The sequence below is a fragment of the Thermohalobaculum xanthum genome (genome assembly GCF_016623495.1).
GTDB lineage: Bacteria > Pseudomonadota > Alphaproteobacteria > Rhodobacterales > Rhodobacteraceae > Thermohalobaculum > Thermohalobaculum xanthum.
In genome coordinates this window covers 190,642-217,377 of record NZ_JAEHHL010000008.1, presented here as the reverse complement: position 1 = coordinate 217,377, position 26,736 = coordinate 190,642, and the positions used below count along the sequence as shown (strand labels likewise).

23 protein-coding genes are annotated in these 26,736 nt (G+C 69.7%); 8 read left to right on the top strand and 15 right to left on the bottom strand.

Annotated features, from left to right (window positions below):
- Positions 1-317: 317 nt before the first annotated feature.
- A complete protein-coding gene (gene pnp, locus H0I76_RS14295; RefSeq protein WP_200611039.1) occupies positions 318-2,465 on the top strand; it encodes a polyribonucleotide nucleotidyltransferase in 2,148 nt (715 codons plus the stop codon).
- A 158-nt stretch (positions 2,466-2,623) separates the two neighbouring features.
- Positions 2,624-3,001, top strand: a complete 378-nt coding sequence (locus H0I76_RS14290) for a YybH family protein (RefSeq protein WP_200611037.1) — start codon at positions 2,624-2,626, stop codon at positions 2,999-3,001.
- An 8-nt stretch (positions 3,002-3,009) separates the two neighbouring features.
- Here the strand turns inward: H0I76_RS14290 and H0I76_RS14285 are convergent, their stop codons facing one another.
- The 12 genes from H0I76_RS14285 to H0I76_RS14230 all read right to left on the bottom strand — a co-directional run bounded on the left by H0I76_RS14285 (position 3,010) and on the right by H0I76_RS14230 (position 17,234).
- On the bottom strand, positions 3,010-3,849 hold the full coding sequence (locus tag H0I76_RS14285; RefSeq protein ID WP_200611035.1) for an META domain-containing protein: 840 nt from the start codon (positions 3,847-3,849) through the stop codon (positions 3,010-3,012).
- A gap of 70 nt (positions 3,850-3,919) precedes the next feature.
- The gene (locus tag H0I76_RS14280) at positions 3,920-6,412 is read right to left on the bottom strand and encodes a GcvT family protein (protein WP_200611032.1); all 2,493 of its coding nucleotides are present in this window, start codon (positions 6,410-6,412) and stop codon (positions 3,920-3,922) included.
- Positions 6,413-6,656: 244 nt separating this feature from the next.
- Positions 6,657-7,064, bottom strand: a complete 408-nt coding sequence (locus H0I76_RS14275; protein ID WP_200611030.1) for a hypothetical protein — start codon at positions 7,062-7,064, stop codon at positions 6,657-6,659.
- 178 nt (positions 7,065-7,242) lie between these two features.
- Positions 7,243-8,124 carry a cation diffusion facilitator family transporter gene (locus tag H0I76_RS14270; protein ID WP_200611028.1) on the bottom strand — a complete coding sequence of 294 codons (882 nt, stop codon included), beginning with the start codon at positions 8,122-8,124 and terminating at the stop codon, positions 7,243-7,245.
- Between the two features lie 7 nt (positions 8,125-8,131).
- Positions 8,132-9,406, bottom strand: coding sequence for a lytic murein transglycosylase (locus H0I76_RS14265; RefSeq protein ID WP_200611025.1), 1,275 nt, complete (start codon positions 9,404-9,406; stop codon positions 8,132-8,134).
- A gap of 37 nt (positions 9,407-9,443) precedes the next feature.
- A complete protein-coding gene (locus tag H0I76_RS14260; RefSeq protein WP_200611022.1) occupies positions 9,444-10,322 on the bottom strand; it encodes a C40 family peptidase in 879 nt (292 codons plus the stop codon).
- A complete protein-coding gene (locus H0I76_RS14255; RefSeq protein WP_200611018.1) occupies positions 10,319-11,743 on the bottom strand; it encodes a leucyl aminopeptidase family protein in 1,425 nt (474 codons plus the stop codon). The genes H0I76_RS14260 and H0I76_RS14255 overlap by 4 nt, the downstream gene beginning before the upstream one ends.
- 239 nt (positions 11,744-11,982) lie before the next feature.
- A complete protein-coding gene (locus H0I76_RS14250) occupies positions 11,983-12,384 on the bottom strand; it encodes a hypothetical protein (protein WP_200611015.1) in 402 nt (133 codons plus the stop codon).
- 150 nt (positions 12,385-12,534) lie between these two features.
- A complete protein-coding gene (gene moaB / locus H0I76_RS14245; protein WP_200611013.1) occupies positions 12,535-13,077 on the bottom strand; it encodes a molybdenum cofactor biosynthesis protein B in 543 nt (180 codons plus the stop codon).
- Positions 13,078-13,107: 30 nt separating this feature from the next.
- Entirely contained in the window at positions 13,108-13,998 is an 891-nt protein-coding gene (locus H0I76_RS14240; protein ID WP_200611012.1) for a uracil-DNA glycosylase, read from the bottom strand.
- A 62-nt stretch (positions 13,999-14,060) separates the two neighbouring features.
- Positions 14,061-15,485 (bottom strand): amidase, encoded by a 1,425-nt coding sequence (locus tag H0I76_RS14235; RefSeq protein ID WP_200611011.1) that lies wholly within the window; start codon positions 15,483-15,485, stop codon positions 14,061-14,063.
- A gap of 102 nt (positions 15,486-15,587) precedes the next feature.
- Complete coding sequence (locus H0I76_RS14230; protein WP_200611010.1) at positions 15,588-17,234, bottom strand: B12-binding domain-containing radical SAM protein; 1,647 nt, start codon at positions 17,232-17,234, stop codon at positions 15,588-15,590.
- Between the two features lie 173 nt (positions 17,235-17,407).
- Between H0I76_RS14230 and H0I76_RS14225 the strand changes: the two genes are divergently transcribed.
- The 3 genes from H0I76_RS14225 (at position 17,408) to H0I76_RS14215 (ending at position 21,587) form a co-directional block, all read left to right on the top strand.
- Positions 17,408-19,096 (top strand): electron transfer flavoprotein-ubiquinone oxidoreductase, encoded by a 1,689-nt coding sequence (locus tag H0I76_RS14225; RefSeq protein ID WP_200611009.1) that lies wholly within the window; start codon positions 17,408-17,410, stop codon positions 19,094-19,096.
- Positions 19,097-19,355: 259 nt separating this feature from the next.
- Entirely contained in the window at positions 19,356-20,180 is an 825-nt protein-coding gene (locus tag H0I76_RS14220; protein WP_200611008.1) for a methyltransferase domain-containing protein, read from the top strand.
- A gap of 90 nt (positions 20,181-20,270) precedes the next feature.
- Positions 20,271-21,587: a DUF3422 family protein gene (locus H0I76_RS14215; protein ID WP_200610997.1), complete on the top strand. Its 1,317-nt coding sequence runs from the start codon at positions 20,271-20,273 to the stop codon at positions 21,585-21,587.
- Between the two features lie 48 nt (positions 21,588-21,635).
- Here the strand turns inward: H0I76_RS14215 and H0I76_RS14210 are convergent, their stop codons facing one another.
- Both H0I76_RS14210 and ubiA read right to left on the bottom strand, forming a co-directional pair.
- Positions 21,636-22,649, bottom strand: coding sequence for a TIGR00341 family protein (locus H0I76_RS14210; RefSeq protein ID WP_200610994.1), 1,014 nt, complete (start codon positions 22,647-22,649; stop codon positions 21,636-21,638).
- 9 nt (positions 22,650-22,658) lie between these two features.
- Complete coding sequence (ubiA, locus tag H0I76_RS14205; protein ID WP_200610992.1) at positions 22,659-23,609, bottom strand: 4-hydroxybenzoate octaprenyltransferase; 951 nt, start codon at positions 23,607-23,609, stop codon at positions 22,659-22,661.
- Positions 23,610-23,619: 10 nt separating this feature from the next.
- On the opposite strand from ubiA, the gene H0I76_RS14200 reads away from it, so the two are divergent.
- Both H0I76_RS14200 and H0I76_RS14195 read left to right on the top strand, forming a co-directional pair.
- Positions 23,620-24,357 (top strand): 16S rRNA (uracil(1498)-N(3))-methyltransferase, encoded by a 738-nt coding sequence (locus H0I76_RS14200; protein ID WP_234455322.1) that lies wholly within the window; start codon positions 23,620-23,622, stop codon positions 24,355-24,357.
- Positions 24,354-24,902, top strand: coding sequence for a hypothetical protein (locus H0I76_RS14195; RefSeq protein ID WP_200610988.1), 549 nt, complete (start codon positions 24,354-24,356; stop codon positions 24,900-24,902). The genes H0I76_RS14200 and H0I76_RS14195 overlap by 4 nt, the downstream gene beginning before the upstream one ends.
- Here H0I76_RS14195 and H0I76_RS14190 read toward each other — a convergent pair.
- The gene (locus H0I76_RS14190; protein WP_200610986.1) at positions 24,889-25,326 is read right to left on the bottom strand and encodes a hypothetical protein; all 438 of its coding nucleotides are present in this window, start codon (positions 25,324-25,326) and stop codon (positions 24,889-24,891) included. The genes H0I76_RS14195 and H0I76_RS14190 overlap by 14 nt on opposite strands.
- 143 nt (positions 25,327-25,469) lie before the next feature.
- Here H0I76_RS14190 and H0I76_RS14185 point away from each other — a divergent pair, with 143 nt between their 5' ends.
- Positions 25,470-26,681 (top strand): acyl-CoA dehydrogenase, encoded by a 1,212-nt coding sequence (locus H0I76_RS14185; protein ID WP_200610984.1) that lies wholly within the window; start codon positions 25,470-25,472, stop codon positions 26,679-26,681.
- The last annotated feature ends 55 nt before the right edge of the window (positions 26,682-26,736 follow it).

Genomic DNA, 26,736 nt, shown 5'->3' with positions numbered 1-26,736 from the left:
CCGCACCACTTAGAGGCAAGGCGCACCGCGTGGCAGCGGATCGGGCTTTGCACGACGCCGGGCGGCGCGCCGCGCTGGCGACGAAGCTGGAAGGACGGGCGTCGGCAGTGTCGCCGCCCGCCATGACCGAGACGGGCGCGTCCGACGCCCGGGGACACCAGGGCCCAGCGCCCGTCCCGAAGCGCGGACACTCATGTCCGACGACGCCCCTGTCACGCCCCGGCAGGACGCGTCAGGATGAAACGCAAGGGGCCGCGCCGTCTGGGCGCGACAGACGGGCCGGGCCATACGGGCGCCGGCCGGGAACAGGAAACGGAATGTTCGATATCGTACGCAAGGAAATGCAGTGGGGCGGCGAGACGCTCGTCCTCGAGACGGGCAAGATGGCCCGCCAGGCCGATGGCGCCGTCGTGGCGAGCCTCGGCGAGACCACGGTGCTGGCCACCGTCGTCTTCGAGAAGAAGCCGAAGGCCGGCCTCGATTTCTTCCCCCTTACGGTCCACTATCAGGAGCGCTACTACGCCGCCGGCAAGATCCCGGGCGGCTTCTTCAAGCGCGAGGCGAAGCCGACCGAGAAGGAGGTGCTGACGTCGCGCCTGATCGACCGGCCGATCCGCCCCCTCTTCGTCCCGGGCTTCAAGCACGAGACCCAGGTCATCGTCACGGTCCTCAGCCATGACCTCGAGAACGATCCCGATGTCGTCGGGATGATCGCGGCCTCGGCCGCGCTGACGCTCTCGGGCGTGCCGTTCCGCGGCCCGATCGGCGCGGCGCGCGTCGGCTTCGCCAATGGCGGCTACGTCCTCAACCCCAAGGTCGAGGACATGCAGAAGCTGTGCGACAACCCCGACCAGCGCCTCAACCTCGTCGTCGCCGGCACCAAGGACGCGGTGATGATGGTCGAGTCCGAGGCCTACGAGCTGTCGGAAGACGAGATGCTGGGCGCCGTCCAGTTCGGCCACGAGCAGATGCAGCCGGTGATCGACCTGATCGTCGCGATGGCCGAAGACGCGGCGAAGGAGCCGTTCGACTTCCAGCCCGAGGACAACTCGGCGATCGAGGCGAAGGTCAAGTCGCTGGGAGAGGCGGATGTGCGCGCGGCATACGCGATCCGCGACAAGCAGGAGCGCCAAGCCGCCATCTCGGCCGCCAAGGAAAAGGTCCTCGCGGGCCTCTCGGAGGAAGAGCTCGAGAACGAGAACGCCGTCTCGGGCGCGTTCAAGAAGCTCGAGGCCTCGGTGCTGCGCGGCGACCTGGTGGACAAGGGCGTGCGCATCGACGGGCGCGATCTGTTCACCGTCCGCCCGATCGAGTGCGAGGTCGGCATCCTGCCGCGCACCCATGGCTCGTCGCTGTTCACCCGCGGCGAGACCCAGGGCCTGGTGGTCACCACGCTGGGCACCGGCGACGACGAGCAGATCATCGACAGCCTCGAAGGCGACTGGCGCGAGCGCTTCCTGCTCCACTACAACTTCCCGCCCTACTCGGTCGGTGAAGCGGGCCGCATGGGCCCTCCGGGACGGCGCGAGGTCGGCCACGGCAAGCTTGCCTGGCGCGCGCTGCAGGCGGTTCTGCCGGCGGCGACGGACTTCCCCTACACCATCCGCATCGTGTCCGAGATCACCGAGTCGAACGGCTCGTCCTCGATGGCCACGGTCTGCGGCTCGTCGCTGTCGATGATGGACGCGGGCGTGCCCCTCAAGGCGCCCGTCGCCGGCGTCGCCATGGGCCTGGTGCTGGAGGAGGACGGCCGGTTCGCGGTCCTGACCGACATCCTGGGCGACGAGGATCACCTCGGCGACATGGACTTCAAGGTCGCGGGCACCTCGAGCGGCGTGACCTCGCTGCAGATGGACATCAAGGTCGCCGGCATCACGCCGGCGATCATGAAGCAGGCGCTGGCGCAGGCCAAGGATGCGCGGATGCACATCCTCGGCGAGATGGCGAACGCGCTGACCGAGGGCCGTTCCGAGTTCTCGGTCCATGCCCCGCGCATCGAGACCATGCAGATCAACCCCGACAAGATCCGTGAAGTGATCGGCTCGGGCGGCAAGGTCATCCGCGGGATCGTCGAGGAGTCGGGCGCGAAGGTCGACATCAACGACGACGGCGTCATCAAGATCGCCTCGCCCGACGCCGAGTGCATCGAGCGGGCCCGCGAGATGATCAACTCGATCGTGGCCGAGCCCGAAGTCGGCAAGATCTACACCGGCAAGGTCGTCAAGATCATGGATTTCGGCGCCTTCGTGAACTACTTCGGCAAGCGTGACGGGCTCGTGCACATCAGCCAGATGACGAACGAGCGCGGCGCGAACCCCAAGGACCTCGTGAAGGAAGGCCAGTCCGTGAAGGTCAAGCTCATGGGCTTCGACGATCGCGGCAAGACCCGCCTGTCGATGAAGGTCGTCGACCAGGAGACCGGCAAGGAGATCGTTCGCGAAAAGGAGGAGACTGCCGAGAACTGAGTTCGGCAGTCTGCCCGGGCCGACTCGGCCTGTCGCGATCCCCGAAAGCCCCGCAGGCCACCTGCGGGGCTTCTTCTTATTGTTCTGGCATCTTGGCGAGCGTGGTGATTCCATGCGATATTCCCGTATGACGGGAAATCAATGCGGGGAACTCGCTCATGAGATTCGAGACCCAGCTCAAGGGCCTGATCGAGGACTATCTCAGCGCCTATGCCGCGCATGACGCGCACGGCTGCGCCGCGGTCTATGCACCCGACGGTGTGATCATGACCCCGTTCGAGCCGATCGTGACCGGGCGCCCGGCGATCCAGAGCGTCCACCGGGACTGGTTCGACGATTCGGAACGCGAAAAGCGGATCGACATCGTCGAGTACCACTCGGACGGCTTCTACGCCCACTGCCTGCTGCACTGGTCGGTGATCGTCGATGGTCCGGACGGGTTGCCGACCCAGGAGGGCGGATGTTCGCTCAATATCTTGGAATGCCGCCAGGGTGAGTGGCTGATCACCCGAACGGCCCTGATCCCCGACCAATAGGGCGCCGATCAGCGCCCTTCGTCGAGGCGCATCATCACCGTTCCCGCCGCGTCGAGCAGCAGGAGTTGCTGGTCGTTGATGCGCCAGCCGCGGACGTCCCTGAGCGCTTTGAGAAAGCCTCGCTCGATGCGCATGATCGGTGTCGAGCAGCCGCGCTTGGTCAGCTTGATCGACCCGAGATCGAGCACCTCCGGTGAAAGCTCGTAGCTTGCCGTGAAGGTGTTGCAGCCCGATGAGCCTTGTGCCGTGCCGTTGTCGCCGAGCATCATGGTCACCCGGACCGCGCCGGTGACCGGCTCGTCGAGGATCGAGGCCACGACCCATTCGCGGCCGACGGGGCTGCGTTCCGGTGCGCCGGCGGCGATCCTGATCCGTTCGAGCAGGATCTCGGGATCGGCCGTGCCGCCGACGGTCAGCACGGGCGTCGAGCGCAGGCTTTCCATCAGCGCGAGCTTGCCGACGGCCATGCGGGCGGTCAGGCGGTAGCTGCCCCTTGGTGCGATCAGCGCCTCGTCATAAAGCAGGCGGAAACCGAGCGGCGCCTCGTCCCCGGGCTTGAGCACGATCGATGCAAGCTCGACCGCTCCCTCGGGCTGGCCGACATCGAGCAGTTTCACGGTTACCAGCGCCCCGGGGGGTACGCGGGTTCCGTCGGTCCAGTTCACGGTGCCGGCGATCTCGGAAGTGCCTGCAAGGCCGGGCAGGGCCGAGAGAAGAACCACGGATGCCGCCGCCAGAAGCCGGTGCACGCCCCGCCAGGCCGCCCATCCCGGCCACCACGCCTCACCCTCGGGCATCAAGTGGCAGCGGCGGTCGCCGTGGCCCGGGCGTCGAGCCGATAGCCTCATCTGCATCCCCTCCCTCCGGTGCCCGGCCAGCCTAACCCGGCCGGGCGCACAGCGCGAGGGGGCGCCGCGCTCAGCCGTCCTTGCGGATGGTGGCGTTGGTCGGGTCGTAGGGGCTTTCCTCGACCACCTCGGCGTCCCAGAGCTCGTTGAGCATGCGCACCTTGAGCTTCTGGCCCACCGTCGCATAGCCCGGCTCGACATAGCCGATGCCGATCTGCTTGCCGAAATGGACCGAGTAGCCGCCCGATGTGAGGCGGCCGACCTTGCGGCCGTCGGCGAGCAGCGCCTCCTTGCCCCAGGGGTCGGTGTCGTCGGGCCCGTCGATCAGCACGGTGATGCAGGCGGCACGGATGCCGGTCCTCTCCATCGCCGCCTTGCCGCGGAAGTCCTTCTCGGTATCGACAAAGCGGTGCAGCCCCGACTCGAGCGGCGTCGCGTCGCGGCCGAGATCCGATCCGAACGCGCGGTAGGACTTCTCCTGCCGCAGCCAGTTCATCGAGCGCGATCCGCACAGCTTTAGGCCGTGCGGCTCGCCCGCCTCCATCAGCCGGTCGAAGAGGTAGTTCTGCATCTCGATCGGGTGGTGCAGCTCCCAGCCCAGCTCGCCGACATAGGCCACCCGGATCGCGAGCGTGGGGCACATGCCAAGATCGATCGTCTTGGCCGAGAGCCAGGGAAACCGCTTGTTCGACAATGCGCTCGCCGGGTCGGTATCGACCACCAGAGGGCGCAGAACCTCGCGGGTTTTGGGCCCGGCAATGGCAAAGACACCCCACTGGGTCGAGACGTCCTGGATCTCGATCCAGCCGAACTCCTCGCGCTTCTTCGCGGCCTCCTTGACGAGGTAGTCGTGGTCATAGGCCTGCGCGGCGCCCGCGGTGACGCAGTAGTACTCGTCCTCGGCCAGGCGCACGATCGTCAACTCGGTCCGCACGGTGCCCGCATCGGTCAGCGCGTAGGTCAGGTTGATGCGCCCGACCTTGGGCAGCCTGTTGCAGGTCAGCCAGTCGAGGAAGGCCGTTGCGCCGGGGCCCTTGATGATGTGCTTGGTGAAAGCGGTCGCGTCGAAGAGGCCCACGCCCTCGCGCACCGCACGGGCCTCGGCCTCGGCGAACTTCCACCAGCCGCCGCGGCGGAACGAGCGCGCAGCGTGGTCGTCGAAGTCCGGCGTGTTGGCGAAGTAGATCGGCCGCTCCCATCCGTTCACCTGCCCGAACTGGGCGTTGCGCGCCTTCATCCGGTCGTAGCTGGGCGCGGTCCTCAGCGGGCGTGCCGCCTCGCGCTCCTCGTCGGGGTGGTGAAGGATGAAGACGTGCGCGTAGCACTCCTCGTTCTTCTTGGTGGCGTATTCGCGGTTGACCCACTTGCCGTAACGGCGCGGGTCGAGCGCCCACATGTCGATCTCGGCCTCGCCCTCGGTGATCAGCTGGGCGAGATAGTGGCCGGTGCCGCCGGCGGCGGTGATGCCGAAGCTGAAGCCTTCCGCGAACCAGAAGTTCTCGACCCCCGGGGCGGGCCCGACCAGCGGGTTGCCGTCGGGCGTGTAGCAGATCGGCCCGTTGAAGTCGTCCTTGAGCCCCACATGCTCGGACGAGGGGATGCGGTGGATCATCGACATGTACTCTTCCTCGATCCGTTCCAGATCGAGCGGGAAGAGATCGGCGCGGAAGCTGTCGGGCACGCCGAACTTGAAGCAGGCGGGCGCGCCCCATTCGTAGGGCCCGAGGATCCAGCCGCCGCGCTCCTCGCGGACGTACCACTTGGCATCGGCGTCGCGCAGGACCGGGTGCTCGCCATGGGCCTTGCGGAACTCGACCAGGGCCGGGTCAGGCTCGGTCACGATGTACTGGTGCTCGACGGGAACGGCCGGGATGTAGCAGCCAATCATCGCCGCGGTGCGCTGGGCATGGTTGCCGGTCGCGGTGATGACATGCTCGCAGCGGATCTCGAAAGGCTCGTCGGTGGCGATGAGATTGCCGCCCCTGTCGCCCATGATCCGGCCGCGCACGACCCACTCGCCGCCCTCGCGGTGGAAACTGTCGACCTGCGCCTTGCGCACGATCTCGACGCCACGCTGGCGCGCGCCCTTGGCCATCGCCTGGGTCACGTCGGCGGGGTTAATGTAGCCGTCGGTGGGGTGGTAGATCGCACCGAGGAGGTCGTCGGTCCGGACAAGCGGCCAGCGGTCCTTGATGTCGCCGGGCTTGAGCCACTCGAAGGGGATGCCCACCGTCTCGGCGGTCGAGGCGTAGAGCATGTACTCGTCCATGCGCGCCTGGGTCTGCGCCATGCGCAGGTTGCCGACCACGCTGAAGCCCGCGTTGAGCCCGGTCTCGGCCTCGAGCGTCTTGTAGAACTTCACCGAGTAGTCGTGGATGTGGGTGGTCGCGTAGCTCATGTTGAAGAGCGGCAGCAGGCCCGCGGCATGCCAGGTCGAGCCGCTGGTCAGCTCGTCGCGCTCCAGCAGGACCGTGTCGGTCCACCCGGCCTTGGCCAGGTGATAGGCAATCGAACAGCCGACGGCACCGCCGCCCACCACAACCGCACGCGCATGCGTTTTCATCGCCTATTCCTCCCGGTCGACGCGAATTCGAGCGCGACCATGGCGGATCACCGGGCAACCGGCTTGGGGGGATGCGACGCGGCGCGATGGGTTTCCGACCTGCGCGGGCCTCCGCGGCGCAGCAGAACCCGTTCGGGCCAGCCGCGGGCATCGGCACCTGACTGTGTTCTCGGTGGCCGGCGCGGCGTGACATGGTGTCGGGGGGAGGGTGACGCGGGGCGATTGCCCCGCGTCGGCGCCTGCGTCAGGGCAGGGCGTAGTAGATGACCGTCTCGATCCGGTCCGCGGATCCCAGCTCGACAAGGTGCTTGCCGACACCGACCCAACGTGCGCCGGGCGTGACCTGGGGAAGCTTGCCCGCGATCTTGTCCGGCAGGGGACGCGCCTGCGCCTCGGTCGGCAGGGTGCCGCCGGCATAGATGCGGTCGTCGATCTCGGGTGGAAGCCCGCTGCCGGTGTTGACCACGGCGTTGCGACCATATGCATCTTCGATGATCGCCACGATCTGGCGCTCCTGGTCCGCCTTGCTGGCGGCGGCGTCCACGGTCGTCTTCTCGATCAGGGTGTTCTGCGCAAGCGCGGACGGTTGTGCTGCAAAGAGGCCCAGTCCGATCGCGCCGGCGGCAATACTGCGGAATAGCGCTTTGTGCATGTATGACCTCATGTGTTGCCCGGAGATGATGACCCGGCGCAGTGCGACGGGCCTTGCTTGCGCTGGCGTCCGGGCGATCACCATCGCTCGCTCGCGCCGCCGAAGGGCGGCGGGCGCAGTCACAAGCTATGTATTAAACGCGCGGGTTGCGAGAGAGGTTGCAAGGCCAATTCACATCTCAGACAGGATCCTTGTGGACGATCACCTCGGCGCGGGGGAATTCTCGAAGCAGATGATGGCGCAGGGTCGCGCCCACCGCATGGGCTTCGCTCAACGTCCGGCTGCCATCGATCTCGACATGGATCTGGATGTAGACGCGCGAGCCCGAGCGCCGCGTTTTCAGGTCGTGAAATCCCTGCAGGCCCTCGGTCTCGCGCGCGATCCGGGCGATCCGGTCGATCTGCTCGGGCTCGAGTTCGCGGTCGAGAAGGCCCGCGAAGGCCCCCGCCGCGATGCTCCATGCCCCATGCAGCAGCACTGCCGCCGCGAGCATCGATAGCACGGGGTCGAGCCACAGGACGCCGAACCAGGCCGACGCGCCCAGCGCGGCGATCGCGGCCCCCGCCGGCAAGGCATCCGACAGGTAGTGCAGCGCATCGGCCGCCACGACGCGCGAGCCCGTCCGGCGCGCGACGTGGCGCTGGAACAGCACGAGGGCAGCCGTCAGCGCGAGCGAGACCAGCATGACGACGATGCCCGCCCCCTCGGCCGCCAACGGGACGGGTTCGATCAGGCGCTGGGCCCCGTTCCAGCCGATGGCGAGGGCCGAGCCCGCGACGATCAGCGCCTGGCCAAGCGCGGCGACATCCTCGATCGCGTCATGGCCGAACCGGTGCTCGGCATCGGGCGGGCGGGCGGCATAGAGGATCGCGGCCAGATTCGCCGCCGAGGTCAGAAGATCGAGCGCCGAATCGACGACGCTGGCGGCGACCGAAAGCGACCCCGTCGCGAACCAGGCCCAGCCCTTGATGCAGATCAGCACGATCGCTGTGGCGATCGCCGCCACTCCGGCAATCCGGTTGAGCCGATGGGCCGCGGCCGGGTCGGTGACCCGTGCCATTTGGTCCTCAGCCACCACTCGCCCGGACCCGCGTGAGCAGCGCAGCGGAGAGATAGCCGTCCGGCGTCATGCCCTGCGAGACCTGGAAGGCGCGGATCGCGGCGCGGGTGTTTGGCCCCACGATGCCGTCTACGCCCTGCGTGTCGTGGCCAAGCGCGGTGAGACGCTCCTGCAACTCGATGGTCTCGTTGCGTGACAGGGGCCGGTCGCCGCGCGGCCATGGGGTGACATAGGGCCCGGCGCCCCGAATGCGCTCGGCCAGATGCCCAACCGCTAGGGCGTAGGAGGTCGCGTTGTTGTAGCGGCGGATCACGCCGAAATTCGGATAGGCGGCGAAGGCCGGTCCCGCCGCGCCGGCGGGCAACAGGATCGAAACGTCGTCGCCGGCAGGCAGCGCGCCGCCGCCGATGGTCGACACTCCCAGCGCCGACCAGGCGGCAGCCGGCCGGCGGGTCGATTCGTCGGCGGCAAGGAAATCGAAGCTCGCGGGCAGCCGCACCTCGACCGCGACTGGCGCGCCCTTCGTCCAGCCAAAGCGCGAGAGGTAATTGGCCGTCGACGCAAGCGCGTCGCCCGCGTCCGCCGCCCAGATGTCGCGCCGGCCGTCTCCGGTGAAGTCGACGGCGTAGTCGAGAAAGCTGGTCGGGATGAACTGGGTGTGGCCCATTGCGCCCGCCCACGAGCCGACCATGCGCGCGGGCACGATGTCGCCCGATTGCAGGATGCGTAGCGCCGCGACCAGCTGCGCTTCGGCGAAGTCGCGCCGGCGCCCCTCGTAGGCCAGCGTCGCGAGGCTCTCGATCACCGGGATCGATCCGTAATTGGCGCCATAGGCGCTTTCGAGCCCCCAGATCGCCAGCACCACCTCGCGGTCGACGCCATAGCGCACCTCGATCTGGCCCAGCATGGCGGCGCGCTCGGCTGCCAGCCGCCGGCCGGTCGAGATGCGGCTGTCCGAGACGGCGCTGTCCAGGTACTCCCATATCGGGCGCGCGAACTCGGGCTGATAGCGGTCGAGCTCGACCACCCGCATGTTGGGCTCGACCCCGGCGAAGGCGCTGTCGAAGACCTCGGGCCGAATGCCTTGGGCGAGCGCGCGTCCCCGGAACGCCACGCGCCACTCGGCGAAGCTCACCTGCGGCATCTGCGGGGGCTCAGGCGCCACGGGCTTGGTCTGCGGCGTGGGCGCGGCGGCAGTGTTCGCCTGCGCGGCGCAGCCCGCCGATGCGGCAACCGAAAGAAGTAGCGTCACGGCCCTCAGACCGCGCCGGATGCGAGTCATTCCATCTGCTCCCTGCCATCGGGATTTTCGCGCGATCCTACCGGTCGCGGGCCCCGCCGTCGAGCCGGGCATGTCGTGTCACGGGCCCGCCGCCCGCGGCCTCGATCCGGGCGACGGCCTCGGCCAGCGGCTCGATCGCCGCCGCCATGTGATGGGCATTGGCGTGCAGCAGGCGCACCGCGTCCAGCATGATCCCGACATGGCCACGCCAGAAGATCAGGTCGCCGCGGGCAGGGGTGGTTCCCGGCGCGAGAGTCGCACCCAGCGCCTGCTCCTGATCACCCGAATCGCGCGGGCATTCGGCGCCGGCCGCCTGCCGGGCAAGCTGCACCAGCGCCGAGCAGTCGATCCCGAAGCTGCTGCGCCCACCCCACAGATAGGGCACGCCGAGCAGCCTTTCGGCCTCGGCAACCCAGTCCTGCGCCGGCTGCACCAGCGGCTCGAGGTGGTCGGCGATCACGAGCCCCCCCCGCGCGAGCCGCGCCATCGGCGCGCGCGTTCCCTTGGCGTCGGTCGTATCGACCACGGCGAGCCGCGAGCCGTAGGACAACGTCGCAAGGGGCCGGGTCTTGATGTCGGGCTCGGCATAGAGATGCGTCATCAGCCGCGCCACGCGATGGGTGGGCTCGGCCCCGGGCTGGCCCAGCAGTTTCGCCGGGACATGGCCGCGATAGCAGTCTAGTGCGGATCGCCCACGGCACCATTCGCCGGTGACCTCCTCGACCACGAAGCTCTCGCCCAGCAGGAGCTCGGTATCCAGCCCGCGACGGCCACCGCCGGCCTCGCGCATCAGCGGCGCGGTCGGGGCGATGACGCGCATCGGGGTCGGGCCGGCATCGGGTGCCGCGATGTCGGGCGCGTCTACCGCCGAGGCGCCGGGTTGCGACAGCGCCAGCCGGGTGTCCTTGCCGCTCATGACCGCCCGTACCGCTGTTCGAGAACCGCAAGGATGGCGCGCGCCGCCTGGGCCTCGGCGCCCTTGGGGCGGCCGGGCTTGGGCTTCGGCGTCCAGGCGTAGATGTCGAAATGCGCCCAGGCCGTCTGGTCGACGAAGCGCCGCAGGAACAGGGCCGCGGTGATCGAGCCCGCCATTCCACCCGCCGGCGCATTGTCGAGATCGGCGATGCCGGGCTCGATATCGGCCTCGTAGCCGGGCCAGAGCGGCATGCGCCACATCGGGTCGGAGACCCTCACCGCCGCGCGCGCGAGGTCTGCGGCCAGCGTGTCGTCGTCGGTGTAGAAGGGCACGACCTCCGGTCCCAGTGCGACGCGCGCGGCGCCGGTCAGCGTCGCCATGTCGATGATCAGGCCGGGCGCCTCCTCCGAGGCCAGCGCCAGCGCGTCGGCCAGCACCAGCCGCCCCTCGGCATCGGTGTTGTTGACCTCGACCGTCAGCCCCTTGCGCGAGCGCAGGATGTCGCCGGGCCGGAAGCTTGCGCCCGAGACCGCGTTCTCGACCGCCGGGATCAGGACCCTGAGGCGCAGCTTCAGCCCCAGCGACATGATCATGTGCGCAAGCCCCAGCACGGTCGCCGCGCCGCCCATGTCCTTCTTCATCAGGCCCATGGACGATGCGGGCTTGATGTCGAGCCCGCCGGTGTCGAAGCACACACCCTTGCCCACCAGCGTCACCAGTGGCGCGTCCGCGTCGCCCCAGGTCATGTCGATCAGCCGCGGCGCCTCGGCGCTGGCGCGGCCCACGGCGTGGATCAGCGGAAAGTTCGCGTCCAGCAAGGCGTCGCCCGACGTGACGCCGATCTCGGCGCCGTGGCGCTCGGACAGCTTATGCGCGGCCGCCTCGAGCGCCGCGGGGCCCATCTCGTTGGCCGGCGCGTTGATCAGGTCGCGCGCGAGGAACACCCCCTCGGCAATCTTGCCCAGCCTCTCGCCATCGACGCCCTCGGGCACCGCGAGATGCGCCTCGCCCCGTTCCGATGCCTTGCGGTAGCGGTCGAAGCGGTAGCGCGCGAGCAGCCAGCCCAGCGCCGCCTCCTCGGCCTCGGCCGGATCGAGCGGGGTCTCCAGCCGGTAGATGCCCGATGGCGCCGTGTCGGCGAAGCGGCCCAGCCCGAAGCGCGTCCGCCGCCGCTCGGCGGGCGTGCCCCAGCCGACGAGCACGCGCGCGATGCCACCTTCAGCGTCCGGCAGCGCGAGCGACGCACCAAGCGCGCCGCGAAACCCGTTGGCGCGCGCCCACGCGGCTTCGGCGGGGGCGAGCCTGGCGAGCGCCTCTTCCAGCTTGTCGGACGCCACGAGCGTGATCGGAACCGAAGCCTGCTCCTCGTCCGAGGTCTCCGCCGCGGCTCCGGAGGAGATCTCCACGCTCTCGTCGGTCATCCTGCTCTCTCCTGTGGTCTTGTTCTGCGCCCGCCTCGGGTCTGGGACGCGAGCCTAGGGGCAGGAGCGGCGATACGGCAAGACACCTGCGCACATGGCGCGCCCAGAAATGCGCGCTCGCCCGGGCAAAGCGCTGCCGCACTGTCGCGAAGCGCAAGATGTGCGCGCGAGGCGTAGTGGCCGGGGCCAGTGTCCCGTCGGCCCACGCAATCTCGTGGCATGTGGGAAGTGTACGCCGCTCAGGCGCTCGCGGCACCGCCGCCGTGGCGTTTGGCCAGGGCGTCGATCGATGGCTGGGCGATCGCGATGACCGGTGCAACGACGCCGGTCAGGCCGCGCTCGGTGCCGATATCGGCCTTCTCGCGCAGGGCGCGCGACAGTTCGGCCGTTGCCGCCGACAGCGCGCCAAGTCCCATGTGGCCCGAAACTGCGACGATGTCGTGCGCAAGCGCCGCGACCGCGACCCTGTCGCCCGCCATTGCGAGCTTCTGAAGCGTGTCGATCCGGTCGGAGAGTTCGAGCATGCCGTCGGCCAGGAGCTCCGCCAGGCTGTCGGCGCCCAGCGTCGACTCGAGCCGGTCAAGGTAGCCAACGTCGATCAGGGCGCGCTGGCTAGTCGCGCTCGCACCGGAACGTGCCATCGGACGAACCGCTCCCATCCCTCGGGACCGGTTCACCATCTCGATGGCCGCACGATCCCGCATCCATCACCACAGTGCAGGATGACGCCGATTCGGGGCCGAATTGTGGTGGCAGTGACGGGGTTGGAGCGTCCTGCGCCGTGCGCAGCGTCACTTCCGGCGGCGGTGTTCCTCGAGCCGGGGCATGATCTCGACGAAGTTGCACGGCATGTGGCGATAGTCGAGCTGCCACTTCAGGATCTCGTCCCAGCCGTCGCGGCAGGCGCCGGGCGACCCGGGCAGGGCGAAGAGGTAGGTCCCGTGCGCCACGCCCCCGCAGGCCCGGCTCTGCACCGCCGAGGTGCCGATCTTGGCCATCGAGACATGGGTGAAAACAGTCGCGAAGGCGTCGATCTCCTTCTCGTAAACCGCGCGGTGCGCCTCGACCGTGACGTCGCGCCCGGTGAGGCCGGTGCCGCCGGTCGAGATCACCACGTCGATCCCGGGGTCGGCGATCCAGTTGCCAAGCTGCGCCTCGATCGCGTCGCGGTCGTCAGTGACGATGGCCCGCGCCGCGAGTTTGTGTCCGGCGGCTTCCAGCCGCTCGACCAGCAGGTAGCCTGACCGGTCGTCCTCGGGCGTGCGGCTGTCCGAGACCGTGAGGATCGCGATGTTGACCGGGATGAAGGGGCGCTTTTCGTCTATGCGGCTCATGATGGTCCTCGGCGGGCTTCGGATCAGCGCTTACTCGGGCGCGACGGGGGCGCCGTCAAGCGCGGCGCGCAGCGCCAGCAGGTCGCGCCAGGCCTCGCGCTTGCGCTCGGGGCTGCGCAGCAGATAGGCGGGGTGGAAGCTCGGCAGCACCAGGCAGCCCGACGCCTCGTGCCGACGCCATCGTCCGCGCATGCGCGTGATCCCGGTGGTGGTGGCCAGCAGCGCCTGCACCGGGGTGTTGCCCAGGGCGAGGATGAAGTCGGGCGCCGCGAGCTCGATGTGCCGCATCAGGAACGGCATGAACAGCGCCGCCTCGGCCGACGAGGGCGTGCGGTTCCCCGGTGGGCGCCACGGCAGCACGTTGGTGATGTAGGCCGCCTCGCCCGGGTCGGGCGCCGTGCGCGCCAGGCCGATCGCCCCGAGCATGCGGTCGAGCAGCTGGCCCGCGCGGCCCACGAAGGGGCGGCCGACGCGGTCTTCCTCGGCCCCGGGTGCCTCGCCGATCACCATGACCCGCGCGCCCGGCGTGCCGTCGGAGAAGACGAGGTTTTTCGCGCCCAGCCGCAGGTCCGATCCCTCGAACCGGCGCATCACCTCGGCCAGTTCCTCCAGCGTGTTCGCGGTGGCGGCGATCGCCGTCGCGTCCGCCTCGGCATCCGCGCCGTCGATCGGTGCGCTCGCGGAGGGCGCGGGTCTGGCGCCCGCCTTCGATTGCTCGGGTGGGCGAGCCTCGGCGCGTCGGTTGCTCGTGCTCGGGGGCGCGGCAGGGAGCGCGGCCGGAGCCTGCGACGCACCGGCGGCGCCCTGCGCGGTGGCAAAGCGATCCTGCGGCGCATCGAGAATGGCTTCGTCCGCGCCCAGCTCGATCTGCCAGGCGAGGGCGGCGGCAAGGCTGTCATGCAGGGACTCGCGGGCGCTCATGCCGCGACCCTAGGGGCTCTTGCCGCGCCGGTCGAGATCTCTGCGCACCCCTTCGCTTCGTGTCAGCCGCTGGCCGCGCCCGGACGCGGGTCGATCGGGCCGGTCTCGACCGCGAGTTCGCGCTCGAGCGACGCCGCCAGCGACAGAAGCCGCGCCTCGGCCCGCAGCGGCGCCACGATCTGCAGGCCGACGGGCAGGCCCGCGCGGGTAAAGCCGCATGGCAGCGAGAGTGCCGGCGCCGAGGTGAGCGTGATCGCGTAGGCCATCGCGAGCCAGTCGATATAGGTGTCGAAGGTGACGCCCGCGCACTCCGTCACGGTGCGCGATTCGACCGGGAACGGGGCCACGCAGGTCGCCGGGCTCAGCAACAGGTCGAACTCGCCGAGGAAGTCGACGAGCCCGGCGGTGATCCGGGTCCTGATCAGGCTGGCGCGCGCCACGTCCTCGCCGCGCAGGGCATGGCCCTTCTCGATGTTCCAGATCACGTCCGGCTTGAGGAGACCGCGCTTCTCGGCGTAGTGCGCGGCGTGCCCGGTCGCGAAGGCCACGGCTCGCAGCGTCTGGAACGCTTCATGCGCGCCCGTGAAATCGGGCGAGGCCTCGACCACCTCGGCGCCGAGCGCCTCGTAGCGCCGCGCCGCCGCCTCGCAGATCGCGGCGACCTCCGGGTCGACCGGGGTCAGGCCGCCGAGATCGGGTGTGAAGGCCACGCGGCGTGGAACCTGGGGCGCCTCGGCCGCCGCGCGGAAGCTCACATTCGGGGCAGGCTGAGCCAGCGGCTCGCGCGGGTCGGCGCCTGCCATGGCGTCGAGCAGCAGCCCCAGATCGCCCAGGTTGCGCGCCATCGGCCCTTCGACCGACAGCGAACCGAAGAGGTCCGCCGTTGGCCCACGGGGGACCCGCCCGGGCGACGGCCGCATCCCCGCCACGCCGCAAAAGCTGGCGGGGTTGCGGAGCGAGCCGCCCATGTCCGAGCCCTGCGCGACCCAGGCGGTGCCCGAGGCGAGCGCCGCCGCGGCGCCGCCCGACGAGCCCGCGGCCGAGCGCGCGAGGTTCCACGGGTTGCAGGTGCGCCCGAAGACCTCGTTGAAGGTCGAGCCGCCGGCGCCGAACTCCGGGGTATTGGACTTGGCATAGACCAGGCCGCCCGCGGCCTCGATGCGTTCGACCACATGGGCGGACTGCGCGGGCACGTGATCGGCATAGATCGGCGAGCCGTGGGTCGAGCGCACCCCGGCCACGTCCGAGAGGTCCTTGATCGGAACCGGCAGCCCGCCAAGAACGCCGCGCGCGGTTGCGGGGCGGGTGGCGATGGACGCCGCCCGCTCGCGCGCGCGCTCGAAGCAAAGCGTCGGCAACGCGTTGACCGCGCCGTCGACATCGGCCACGCGCGCCTCGAGCACGTCGAGCAGCTCTCCGTGGCTGATCTCGCCCGAGTTCAGTCGCGCCAGCACCTCGCGTGCCGTCGCCCGGATCAGTTCGTGCATGGCGTCGCCCCTCCCGGCGTGTCGGTCCGTCTCCCGTCCGACAGCTTTAGGCGTGGCTTGCGCGCGCCGCAATCGCCGCGGCGGCTCCGTGCGGTTGGCGGTTCAGCCGGCCGCCGCTCGCTGCTGGGTCAGCATGCGCTGCTGGAGTTCCTTCTCGCGCTCGGACCGCCCGTCGGTGCCGGCCTCGTTCTCGATCCGCGCGCCGATCGTCTCGACCACATAGGCCGAGAACGGCCCCAGATGCGCATACATCGACGCAAGCGAGATCGCGGGCGTCAGTGCGCCTGGATTGCGGCGCAGGGTGTAGCCCAGCAGACCCCAGAACTGCGCCCGCATGTCGGGCCGTTTCCAGGTGACGTTCCACATCAGCGACAGGAACTGTCGGGTCTCGTGCACCAGGCTTGCGCGATGCAGCTTGCCGTTGGGCCCCGACATGTCGAGAAGGTCGACCATCCGGCGCATGCGCCCGAAGAAGGCATCCGGCGTGTAGGCGCGCGCGACGACCGAGCGGAAATCGCCCAGCACCTCCTCGCGCGGGCGCAGCGTGTCGAAGTTCAGGCCCAGCGTACACTGGTCGCCCTGCAGGAATTCGTGCTCGATCGCGGTGTCGTCGATCGTGTGCAGCCGCCCCTCGCGCGCCAGCCTGCGCTCGAGCTGCGTGCTCGGCAGCGCGACCAGAAGACCGATCATCGCCACCGAGATCGCCGCGTCCTCGATCAGCTCGATGAGGTCGTCGGCCACGCTTTGCTTCTCGTTGTCGAAGCCGACGATGAAGCCGCCCACCACCGCGATGCCGGCGGCATAGATCCGGTGGATGCTCTCGGCGATGTTCCGCTTGGTGTTCTGCTTTTTCTGCATTGCCGTCAGGACGTCGGGGTCCGGGCTCTCGATGCCTACGAAGATGGCCATGAACTTGGCCTGGCGCATCAACTCGAGGAACTCGGTGTCGTCGGCGAGGTTCAGCGACGCCTCCGTCGTGAACTGGAAGGGATAGCCCTTCGCCTTCTGCCACGCGATGATTTCGGGCAGCACGGCCTTCACGGCCTTCTTGTTGCCGATCAGGTTGTCGTCGACGAAATCGACGATGCCCCTGTGGCCGGTCGCGTGGATCGCGTCGAGTTCGGCCAGCACCTGGGCGGTCGTCTTGGTCCTCGGCTTGCGGCCGAAGAGCTCGATGATGTCGCAGAACTCGCACAGGAACGGGCAGCCGCGCGAGAACTGGAGGCTGAGCTCGATATAGGCGCCCTTCCTCAGCAGGTCGTAGCGCGGCACCGGCGTGGTGGTGATGTCGACCGTGTGCTTCGGCGCCTCGTAGACGCCCTCGCGGACGCCCGAGCGCCAGTCGGCGACGAAGCGCTCGAGCGTGCCCTCGGCCTCGCCGATCAGCTGGAACTCGCAATGCGCGTAGACGCCGGGGCTCGAGGTCGTGTCGGGCCCGCCGATCAGCACGGGCTTGCCGCGCGCCTGCGCGCGCTCGATCGCGCGCAGCGTTCGCGGACGCTGCGGCAGCATCCCGCCGCACATCACGAGGTCGGCCCAGTCGATCGCCTCGTCCGTCAGCGCCTCGACATTCTCGTCGATCAGGCGGAATTCCCAGTCCTGCGGCAGCATGGCGGCCACCGTGATCAGGTTCAGCGGGGGCGCGGGATACTTCGCGCCCACCAGGGTGCAGGTGGCGCGGTAGTTCCAGAAGCTGTCGTCTGCGAACCACGCATGCACCAGAAGCACGCGGCATCGATCGGCGGTCATCGCATCCCCCCTCGTGGCTGAGGCACAATTGCACGGATATTGCGCTCGGGCCACCACCATTGGCCGCATGATTGCCGAGGGCGGGCGGATCGCATTGACCTGCCGCGGGGCGGCGGATATCTCGATGCGCTGAGCCCGGACGTTCCCTACGCACAGAGAGAGTGGACCGCCAGATGACCGAGATCGAACGCGAGAGCATGGAATACGACGTGGTGATCGTCGGCGCGGGCCCTGCTGGCCTCTCGGCGGCGATCCGTCTCAAGCAGCTCGGCGGCGACGACGTGTCGGTGGTGGTGCTCGAGAAGGGCTCCGAGGTCGGCGCGCATATCCTGTCGGGAGCGGTGCTCGATCCCTCGGGGCTGGACGCGCTGATCCCCGACTGGAAGGAGAAGGGCGCGCCGCTCAACACGCCCGTGACCGAGGACCGCTTCTACGTTCTGGGCGAGGCCGGCCAGCTGCGGCTTCCGAACTTCATGATGCCGCCGCTGATGTCGAACCACGGCACCTACATCGTGTCGATGGGCAATGTCTGCCGATGGCTGGCCGAGCAGGCCGAGGAACTGGGCGTCGAGATCTTCCCCGGCATGGCGGCCTCGGCGCTGGTCTATGGCGATGGCGGCGAGGTCAAGGGCGTCGTGGCCGGCGAGTTCGGCCTCGACAAGGACGGCAAGCCGGGCCCGAGCTACGAGCCGGGGATGGAGCTGCACGGCAAGTACGTGATGATCGCCGAGGGCGTGCGCGGCTCGCTCGCCAAGCAGATCATCGCGAAATACGAGCTGGCCCGGGACTGCGACGTCCAGAAATACGGGATCGGCATGAAGGAGCTGTGGGAGGTCAAGCCCGAGCATCACCGCCCCGGGCAGGTGACCCACACCATGGGCTGGCCGCTGGGCGGGAACGCGGGCGGCGGCTCGTTCATGTACCACCTCGAGAACAACCAGGTGTATGTCGGCTTCGTCGTCCACCTGAACTACGCGAACCCCCATCTCTATCCCTACATGGAGTTCCAGCGCTTCAAGCATCACCCGCTGATCGCCGAGGTGCTGGAGGGGGGCAAGCGCGTGGCCTATGGCGCCCGCGCGATCTCGGAGGGTGGCTGGCAGTCTCTGCCGAAGCTGACCTTCCCTGGCGGCGCGCTGCTGGGCTGCTCGGCCGGAATGGTCAACGTGCCGCGCATCAAGGGCAACCACAACGCCATGCTGTCGGGCAAGGCGGCTGCCGAGGCGGCGTGGGACGCGCTGCAGGCCGGACGCGCCTCGGACGAGTTGGCGGCCTATGAGAATTCGGTGCGCACCGGGCCGATCATGCAGGACCTGCGGCCGGTGCGGAACGTCAAGCCGCTGTGGTCGAAGTTCGGCATGTTCGCCTCGCTCGGGCTGGGCGGGCTGGACATGTGGCTGGCCAATCTGGGCGGCAAGCTGGGCCTGGGGCCGGGCCGTTCGGGGCTGAACCTGCTCGGCACGCTGCATCACGGCAAGTCCGACGCCGAGGCCACGGGCCGCGCCAAGCATTTCGCGCCGATCGACTACCCCAAGCCCGACGGCGTGCTGAGCTTCGACCGGCTGACCAACGTGGCCTTCAGCTTCACCAACCACGAGGAGAGCCAGCCCGCGCATCTGCGGCTGACGGATCCCGAGATCCCGATCTCGGACAACCTGCCGAAGTTTGCCGAGCCGGCGCAGCGCTACTGCCCTGCAGGGGTCTACGAGATCGTGCGCGAGGATGACGGGTCTAACCCGCGGTTCCAGATCAATTTCCAGAACTGCGTCCACTGCAAGACCTGCGACATCAAGGACCCCAGCCAGAACATCACCTGGACGGTGCCGCAGGGCGGCGACGGGCCGAACTATCCGAACATGTGAGGCTGCGCGTCGCGCAGTCGAGTTGCCCGACTCGCAGGCCCCGGTACGACGCCGGGGCCTTTTCCCGTTCCCGGGGTGTATGTCGGGGCGGGCTTTCACGTGTGAAAATCATTTTAACACATTGAAATAAAATCAAAAGTTCAAAAATAGATTCCGTCCGCCCCTGATCGCGCTTGACGCGGGACCCTGCGGCACGCGATCTGGCGGACGTGCCGCAAGGGGGCGCCCGGGCCCCGCGCGCGACCGGAGACGAGCCGAGATGACCGACGACGACACGCCCCTTGCCCGGGCCTACAACCGGGCGCTGCGGCTGGAGAAGGCCGGACGCCACGACGAGGCGGCGGCGGCCTATCGCGAGGTGCTGGCGCTCGACCCGGCCGATCACGGCGGAGCGGCGGTGCGGCTGGCGGCGATGGCGCGGGGCGAGGCCCCCGACGGCGCGCCGCCCGCCTATGTTGCAACGCTGTTCGACCAGCAGGCCGAGGCCTTCGAGGGCATCCTGGTCGACCGGCTGGGCTATGGCGTGCCGGGCCTGATCGCCGCGCGACTGGCGGGGCGCCGCTTCGCGCGGGTGCTCGACCTTGGCTGCGGCACCGGGCTGGTGGCCGAGGCGCTTGCCGAGGGGTTGCCGGAGTCGGTCGGCTATATCGCGGGCGTGGACCTTTCCGAGGGCATGCTTGGCGTCGCCGACGACAAGGGGCTCTATGACGACCTCTATCTCGGCGACGTGGCCGAGTTCCTGGCCGCCGAGGACGCCGAGGACGGCGCGCCCTTTGACCTGATCGTGGCCGCCGACGTGCTGCCCTACCTGGGCGGCGTCGAGGCGCTCTTCGAGGGAGCGGCGCAGAACCTCGAGCCCGGCGGGCTGCTGGTCTTCTCGACCGAGACCCTGGCCGCCGCCTCGTTCGGCGGACGGCCGTGGAAGGTCGGGCCGCGGCATCGCTATGCCCATGATCTGGCGTATCTGCAGGCGGCGCTTGCGGCGGCGGGTTTCGCGGTCGACGAGGCCGAGCCGATCACCGTGCGTTTCGAGGAAGGGGCCCCGGTGCCCGGCCACCTCATGGTCGCGCACCTTGCCGGCTGACACCGCCCTGCGACAAGCCCGCGCTGGCGGTGAGGCCGCACGCCGTTATCCTGCACGCGAAGATTGCCCGCCCTCGGGCCGGAGGGAACGATGATCAAGAGCGTGCTCGACAACCACCCGCGCCGCTTTGCGCTGACCAACGAGCTGCACGCCCGCCCGTTCACGCCGACCGACGCGCCGGGGCGTGTCCTGATGGTGGCGTTCAAGGAGACCGAGAACGCCGCCGAGCGCGACCCGGCACGGGATCATGCGCATCTGACGGCGCTGATCGACCGGCATGGCGGTCCGCACCCCGCGCCGGACGCGAACCACTACTTCGCGGATTTCGGCCGCTTCCGCCTGAAATGGGAGCGTCACACCGAGTTCGTGAGCTACACGCTGTTCGAGAGCGGCCCGAGCGACACGCTCTTCGCTGGCACGCTGTTCCAGCATCTACCAGGCGAATGGCTGGCCCAGGCGCCGGGAAAGGTCGTGGCCGCGGTCGAGATCGAACTGATCCGCGCGCGCGATTTCGAAGCCGCGGCGGCGCTGATCGACGGCGCGCTGGGACGGCAGTTCGCGCGCGAGAGCATGGTCGTGGCGCGCGTGCTTGACGGCGCGGCCGTGGCGATCGGCGATTTCCGCATTCACGAGGGCGGCTTCACGCGCTTTGCCCTTGTCGTGCATGACGACGTCGGCGACCGCCGCATCGGGCGCGCGGTGCAGCGGCTGATCGAGGTCGAGAACTACCGCATCCTGTCGATGCTGGCGCTGCCGATCGCCCGCGACGCGGCGCGGCGGCTGAACGAGATTGACCGCGAGCTGACCAGCCTGATCCGGCTGGTCGCCTCGTCCGAGCGCACGGCGTCCGAACAGGCGATCCTCGACCAGCTGACCGCACTTTCGGCCGAGATCGAGGCGATGTCGGCGGCCACCGCCTTCCGCTTCGGGGCCGCGACGGCCTACGAGGCGATCGTCCACCAGCGCATCGCCAACCTGCGCGAGGAGCGCATGATGGGCCGGCAGCTCTTCTCGGAATTCATGATGCGCCGCTACGATCCGGCGATGCGCACCTGCCACTCGACGGCGGGGCGGCTTGCCGACATGGCGACGCGCGCGAGCCGGATCGGCGACCTGCTGCGCACACGGGTCGATGTCGCGGTCGAGGCGCAGAACCAGAAACTGCTGGCCTCGATGAACGCGCGCGCCGACACGCAGCTGCGCCTGCAGGAGACGGTCGAGGGCCTGTCCGTCGTGGCGATCAGCTACTACGCGGTGAGCCTGCTGGGCTATGCGCTGGCGCCGCTGGCAAAGCCGCTGGGGGTCGACAAGACGACGCTGCTTGCGCTGGTCGCGCTGCCGGTGGTGATCGCGGTCGGCTGGTCGATGAGGCGCATCCGCAAGCGCATCACCCGCCGGGGCGACTGAACGCGGGGGCCTTGGTCGAGAGGCGCTGGGTCGCGGGGGTTTGCCCTGTCAGATCCCGGTCCGGTGGCTGAAGGCGATCAGCGCGATCAGCACCAGCAATGCCGCCGTCAGCGCGAGGATGGTGAGCCGGACGGACTGGCGCGCGCTTTCGTGCTCCCACCAGCTGTGCGGCCGGATGCCCTTGGCCAGGAACACGATGTTGGCCGCCAGGTTGACCGAGACGATGTTGACCGCAAGCAGCATGGTGGCGCTGGCGAGGTCGCGCCACTCGCCTTCCGAAAGCGAGATGCCGAGCGTCGCGGCTGGCGGCAGCAGGGCGACGGCGACCATGACCCCGACCAGGGTCGTCGAGAGCCCCGTCGTGACCGAGAGCGACGCCGCCGCCCCTGATGCGAGCGCCAGCGCGACCGACGCGTAGCTGACCGTGGTTCGCGCGGCCAGCTCGCCATGGTCTAGGTCGACCTCGACCAGCAGGGGCACGAGGGCCGAGAGCAGGATCGCGAGCCCCAGCCCCACCGCCGAGGTCCTGAGCGCCCGCATGACGAGTTGCCGGTCGCCAACCGCGATGCCGAAGGACAGCGCGAGGTGCGGGCCCAGGAGCGGCGCGATCACCATCGCCCCGATCACCACCGCGACATTGCTGCTGACGAGCCCGATCGCGGCCACGACGGTCGAGAGCAGGACCAGCAGCAGATAGGTGCGGTCGAGCTTCGCGCCGCTCGAGATCGAGGTGTAGAGCTCCTCGCGCGATGCCGAGATCGAGTGGCGCTTGCGCCGGTCGGCCTCCTCGGCCTCGCGGGTCTCCTCGTCCTCGGTCCGCGGAATCACGGCGAGGGTGGGCGTGAGGACGACGCGCCAGCCCTCGGTCCCGTTGAGCTGGCTCTGCACGCGGTCGAGGAAAGCCTGGCGGTCGACCTCGCCAAGCAGGACCCGCAGGCTTTGCCGCCCGTCGGGCCCGGCCGGACCCTGCACGATCTCGGAGGCGCCGGCCTCCTCGGCCGCGGCGTCGAGGGCTCCGAGCTGGTCTTGCGGCGCGACGATCTCGACCCAGACGAAGGCCATGCGCGCGCCTCAGGTCATCGCGTCGAGGACGAGCCCGGCGAACAGCGCTAGTCCGCCCCACCGGGTCGCGCGGAACAGCATCAGGCAGCGCGCGGGGTCGTCGATCTTGAGGCGCAGGATCTGCCAGGACATATGCGCGCCGAAGGCCGCCACACCGATGAACGCGAGCGGGCCGCCCCCGGCCGCCAGCACCGAAGCGGCCGCCAGCACGATCGCGGCATTGGCGAAGCCCCACAGCCAGGCGGGCGTCGAGGCACCGAAGAGCCGCGCCGTGGATTTGACGCCGATCAGCGCGTCGTCCTCGCGGTCCTGGTGGGCGTAGATCGTGTCGTAATGCAGCGTCCAGGCGATGCCCGCCAAGTAGAGCAGCACCGCGGGCAGCCCGATCTGGCCGGTATGCGCGACCCACAGCAGCAGCGCCCCCCAGTTGAAGGCGAGGCCCAGGAACACCTGCGGCCACCACGTGAAGCGCTTGGCGAAGGGGTAGATGGCCACGAAGCCGAGCGAGGCCACGCCCCACATGATCGCGGTCGCGTTGAAGGTGAGCAGGATCAGGAAGGCCGCGAGCGCCTGCGCCACCATCCAGGCCGCCGCCTGCGCCGGGCTGACCGCGCCCGAGGGGATCGGGCGCGAGCGGGTGCGGGTGACCTTCGCGTCGATGTCGCGATCCTGTATGTCGTTCCAGGTACAGCCCGCGCCGCGCATCAGGAAAGCGCCGATGCCCGAGCCGACGATCAGCCACAGGTCGAGCAGCCGCCAGCCGGTCGCGCCCGCCGCCAGCGCCACGGCCCACAGGCAGGGGATGTAGAGCAGCCAGGTGCCGATCGGCCGGTCGGCCCGGCTCAGCCGCAGGTAGGGGCGCCAGGCCGTCGGCGCGATCGTGTCGACCCAGTTGCCGCTGACGGCATCGGCTACCGTTTGCGCGGCGCCGCGGGGGGTGTTAGCTGATGCCTCGTTCATGGGGCGAGCTATGGCACAGGACGGCGCGAAAATCAGGCTTTATCTCGACGCTCCGCTGGCCGCGGACGGCGTCGTGGATCTTGCGCGCGAGCAGGCGCATTACCTGTTCGTGGTGATGCGCCAGGCGGTGGGGGCTCGCCTCTTGGTGTTCAACGGCACGGACGGCGAATGGCTGGCCGAGGTCGCCGAGGCCGGCAAGCGCGGCGGGCAGCTGCGGCTGGTCGAGCAGACCCGGCCACAGGACAGACCGCCCGACCTGTGGCTGATGTTCGCGCCGGTCAAGAAGGCGCGCACCGACTTCATCGCCGAGAAGGCCTGCGAGATGGGCTGCCGGCGCATCGTCCCCGTCTTCACCCGCCACACCAATTCCGAGCGCGTGAATGTCGATCGGCTGCGTGCTCACGCGGTCGAGGCGGCCGAGCAATGCGGCATCCTCACCGTGCCCGAGGTGGCCGAGCCGGTGGCGCTCGACCGGCTGCTGGCGGACTGGGACGCAAACCGCCGGATCCTGTTCTGCGACGAGAGCGGCGCTGGGCGGCCGGCGCGCGAGGTTCTGCTGGAGGCGGGGCCGGGCGCCTGGGCGGTGCTGACCGGCCCCGAGGGCGGCTTCGCGCCCGAAGAGGCGGCGCGGCTGCGCGCCTTGCCCTGTGCCCATGCCGCGAGCCTGGGGCCGCGCATCTTGCGCGCCGACACCGCCGCGGTCGCGGCGCTGGCGCTGTGGCAGGCCAGCATCGGGGACTGGCGATGAGCTTCGTGCGGCCCGAGGCGGCGGCCCTCGTGCGGCGCTGGGCCGAGCCCGCGGCCGCCGCGGTTCTGCTGCTGGCCGCCGGGCGCGAGGCGGTAATCGCCTTCGGCGCGGGCAGGGGCTTTGGCTGGATCGCGCTTGCGGCCGCGCTGCTCGCCGCCTTGTGGCTGCGGGTCGCTCTGGTGCGGGCGCTGAGCGCGCAGGGCGGTGAGGCGCCGGGCGTGGTCGAGATCCGCGAGCGCGAGATCCGGTTCTTCGGACCTTACGCCGGTGGCAGCGTCGATCTCGACGCGCTGGTGCGGATCGAGGTCGTCGTGCCCGCGCGCGGCGTCGGTGCGCTGTGGCGGCTGGCGGCGTCCGACGGGCATGTGCTGGTGGTGCCGGCGGTGGCGCAGGGGGCCGAGAAGCTGATCGACGCGTTCTCGGCATTGCCGGGGTTCAGCGACCTCGCCGCGGCGGGCGCGCTGCGGCGCGAGGCGCCGGGCAGCCGGCTGGTCTGGGAGCGCCCCGCGGCGCCCGCCGGCGTTGCCGCGATCAGCCGGTCCTGACGCCCGCGATCGCGCGAATCAGCAGGAACATCAGCCAGCAGAACACCGTGCCCACGGTGAGCGAGGTCTGCGAGACCTGGCCTTGCTGGGCGATCCCCAGGATGGCCGAGGCCCCGGCCCCGAGCACGACGCCCGTTGCCGACCAGGCGAGCACGCTGCGCTGGCCAAGCGCCCAGAGCGTCGCGACCCCCGGCAGCCCCGCGATCACCAGCAGGAGCCCGCCGAGCACGCCGAGCGCGATCCCCGCCTGGTTGGTCACGGCCATCGTGCCCTCGAGCGTCTCCTCGCTGGCGCCGGCGATGAGGAAGCTGATCCCGGTGCCGATGGCGGCGAGGATCGCGGGCGCCGCGATCAGGGCGATCGCGAGCCGCAGATAGGGCGGGCGTGGCCGTCCGGGCCAGAGGGAGCGCGCAGCATCGGTCATGGCGGGCGACGTTAACCGCCGATGCCGCGCCTTCGCAATCGCAATTGCTGCATGTCGGCGTGCGACGCCACGGCCACGGGTTGCGATTGCCCCGGCCGTGGCGCGGGGATAGTGTCGCGGCCAAAGATCAAGTGGAGGACGCCATGAACAACGAGGCGCCGGTCCGGCCCGCCACGCGGCAGAAATTCGTCTGGGACGATCCCTTCCTGCTGGACGACCAGCTCAGCGAGGAGGAGCGGATGATCCGCGACACCGCGCGGGCCTTTGCCGAGGAGAAGCTGGCCCCGAGGGTGATCGAGGCCTACGCGCAGGAGAAGACCGACGCAGGCATCTTCCGCGAGATGGGCGAGATGGGGCTGCTGGGCCCGACGATCCCCGAGGAATATGGCGGCGCGGGCGTGGGTTATGTCTCCTACGGCCTGATCGCGCGCGAGGTGGAGCGCATCGATTCGGGCTACCGCTCGATGATGTCGGTGCAATCCTCGCTGGTGATGTTCCCGATCCATGCCTACGGCTCGGAGGAGCAGCGCAGGAAGTACCTGCCCAGGCTGGCCTCGGGCGAGTTCATCGGCTGCTTCGGCCTGACCGAGCCGGATGCGGGCTCGGACCCCGGCGGGATGAAGACGGTCGCGAAGAAGACGGCGGGTGGCTACGTGCTCAACGGGTCCAAGATGTGGATCTCGAACGCGCCGATCGCCGATGTGTTCGTGGTCTGGGCCAAGTCCGAGGCGCATGGCGGCGAGATCCGCGGCTTTGTCCTCGAAAAGGGCATGAAGGGCCTCTCGGCGCCCAAGATCGAGGGCAAGCTGAGCCTGCGCGCCTCGATCACCGGCGAGATCGTGATGCAGGGTGTCGAGGTCGGCGAGGACGCGCTGCTGCCCAACGTGCAGGGCCTGAAGGGGCCGTTCGGCTGCCTCAACCGGGCGCGCTACGGTATCTCGTGGGGCGTGATGGGGGCGGCCGAGTTCTGCTGGCACGCCGCGCGGCAATACGGCCTCGACCGCAAGCAGTTCGGCAAGCCGCTGGCGCAGACGCAGCTGTTCCAGAAGAAGCTGGCCGACATGCAGACCGAGATCGCGCTGGGGCTGCAGGGCTCGCTGCGCGTGGGCCGGCTGATGGACGAGCACCGCGAGGCGCCCGAGATGATCTCGATCGTCAAGCGCAACAACTGCGGCAAGGCGCTCGACATCGCCCGGCAGTCGCGCGACATGCATGGCGGTAACGGGATCAGCCAGGAATTCCAGGTGATCCGGCACATGATGAACCTCGAGACGGTCAACACCTACGAGGGCACCCACGACATCCATGCGCTGATCCTGGGCCGCGCCCAGACGGGGCTGCAGGCATTCTTCTGACGCGGCCGGCCCGGGGGGCGCCACGCGCTGCCCGGACGGTCGCCGGCTGCGCCGG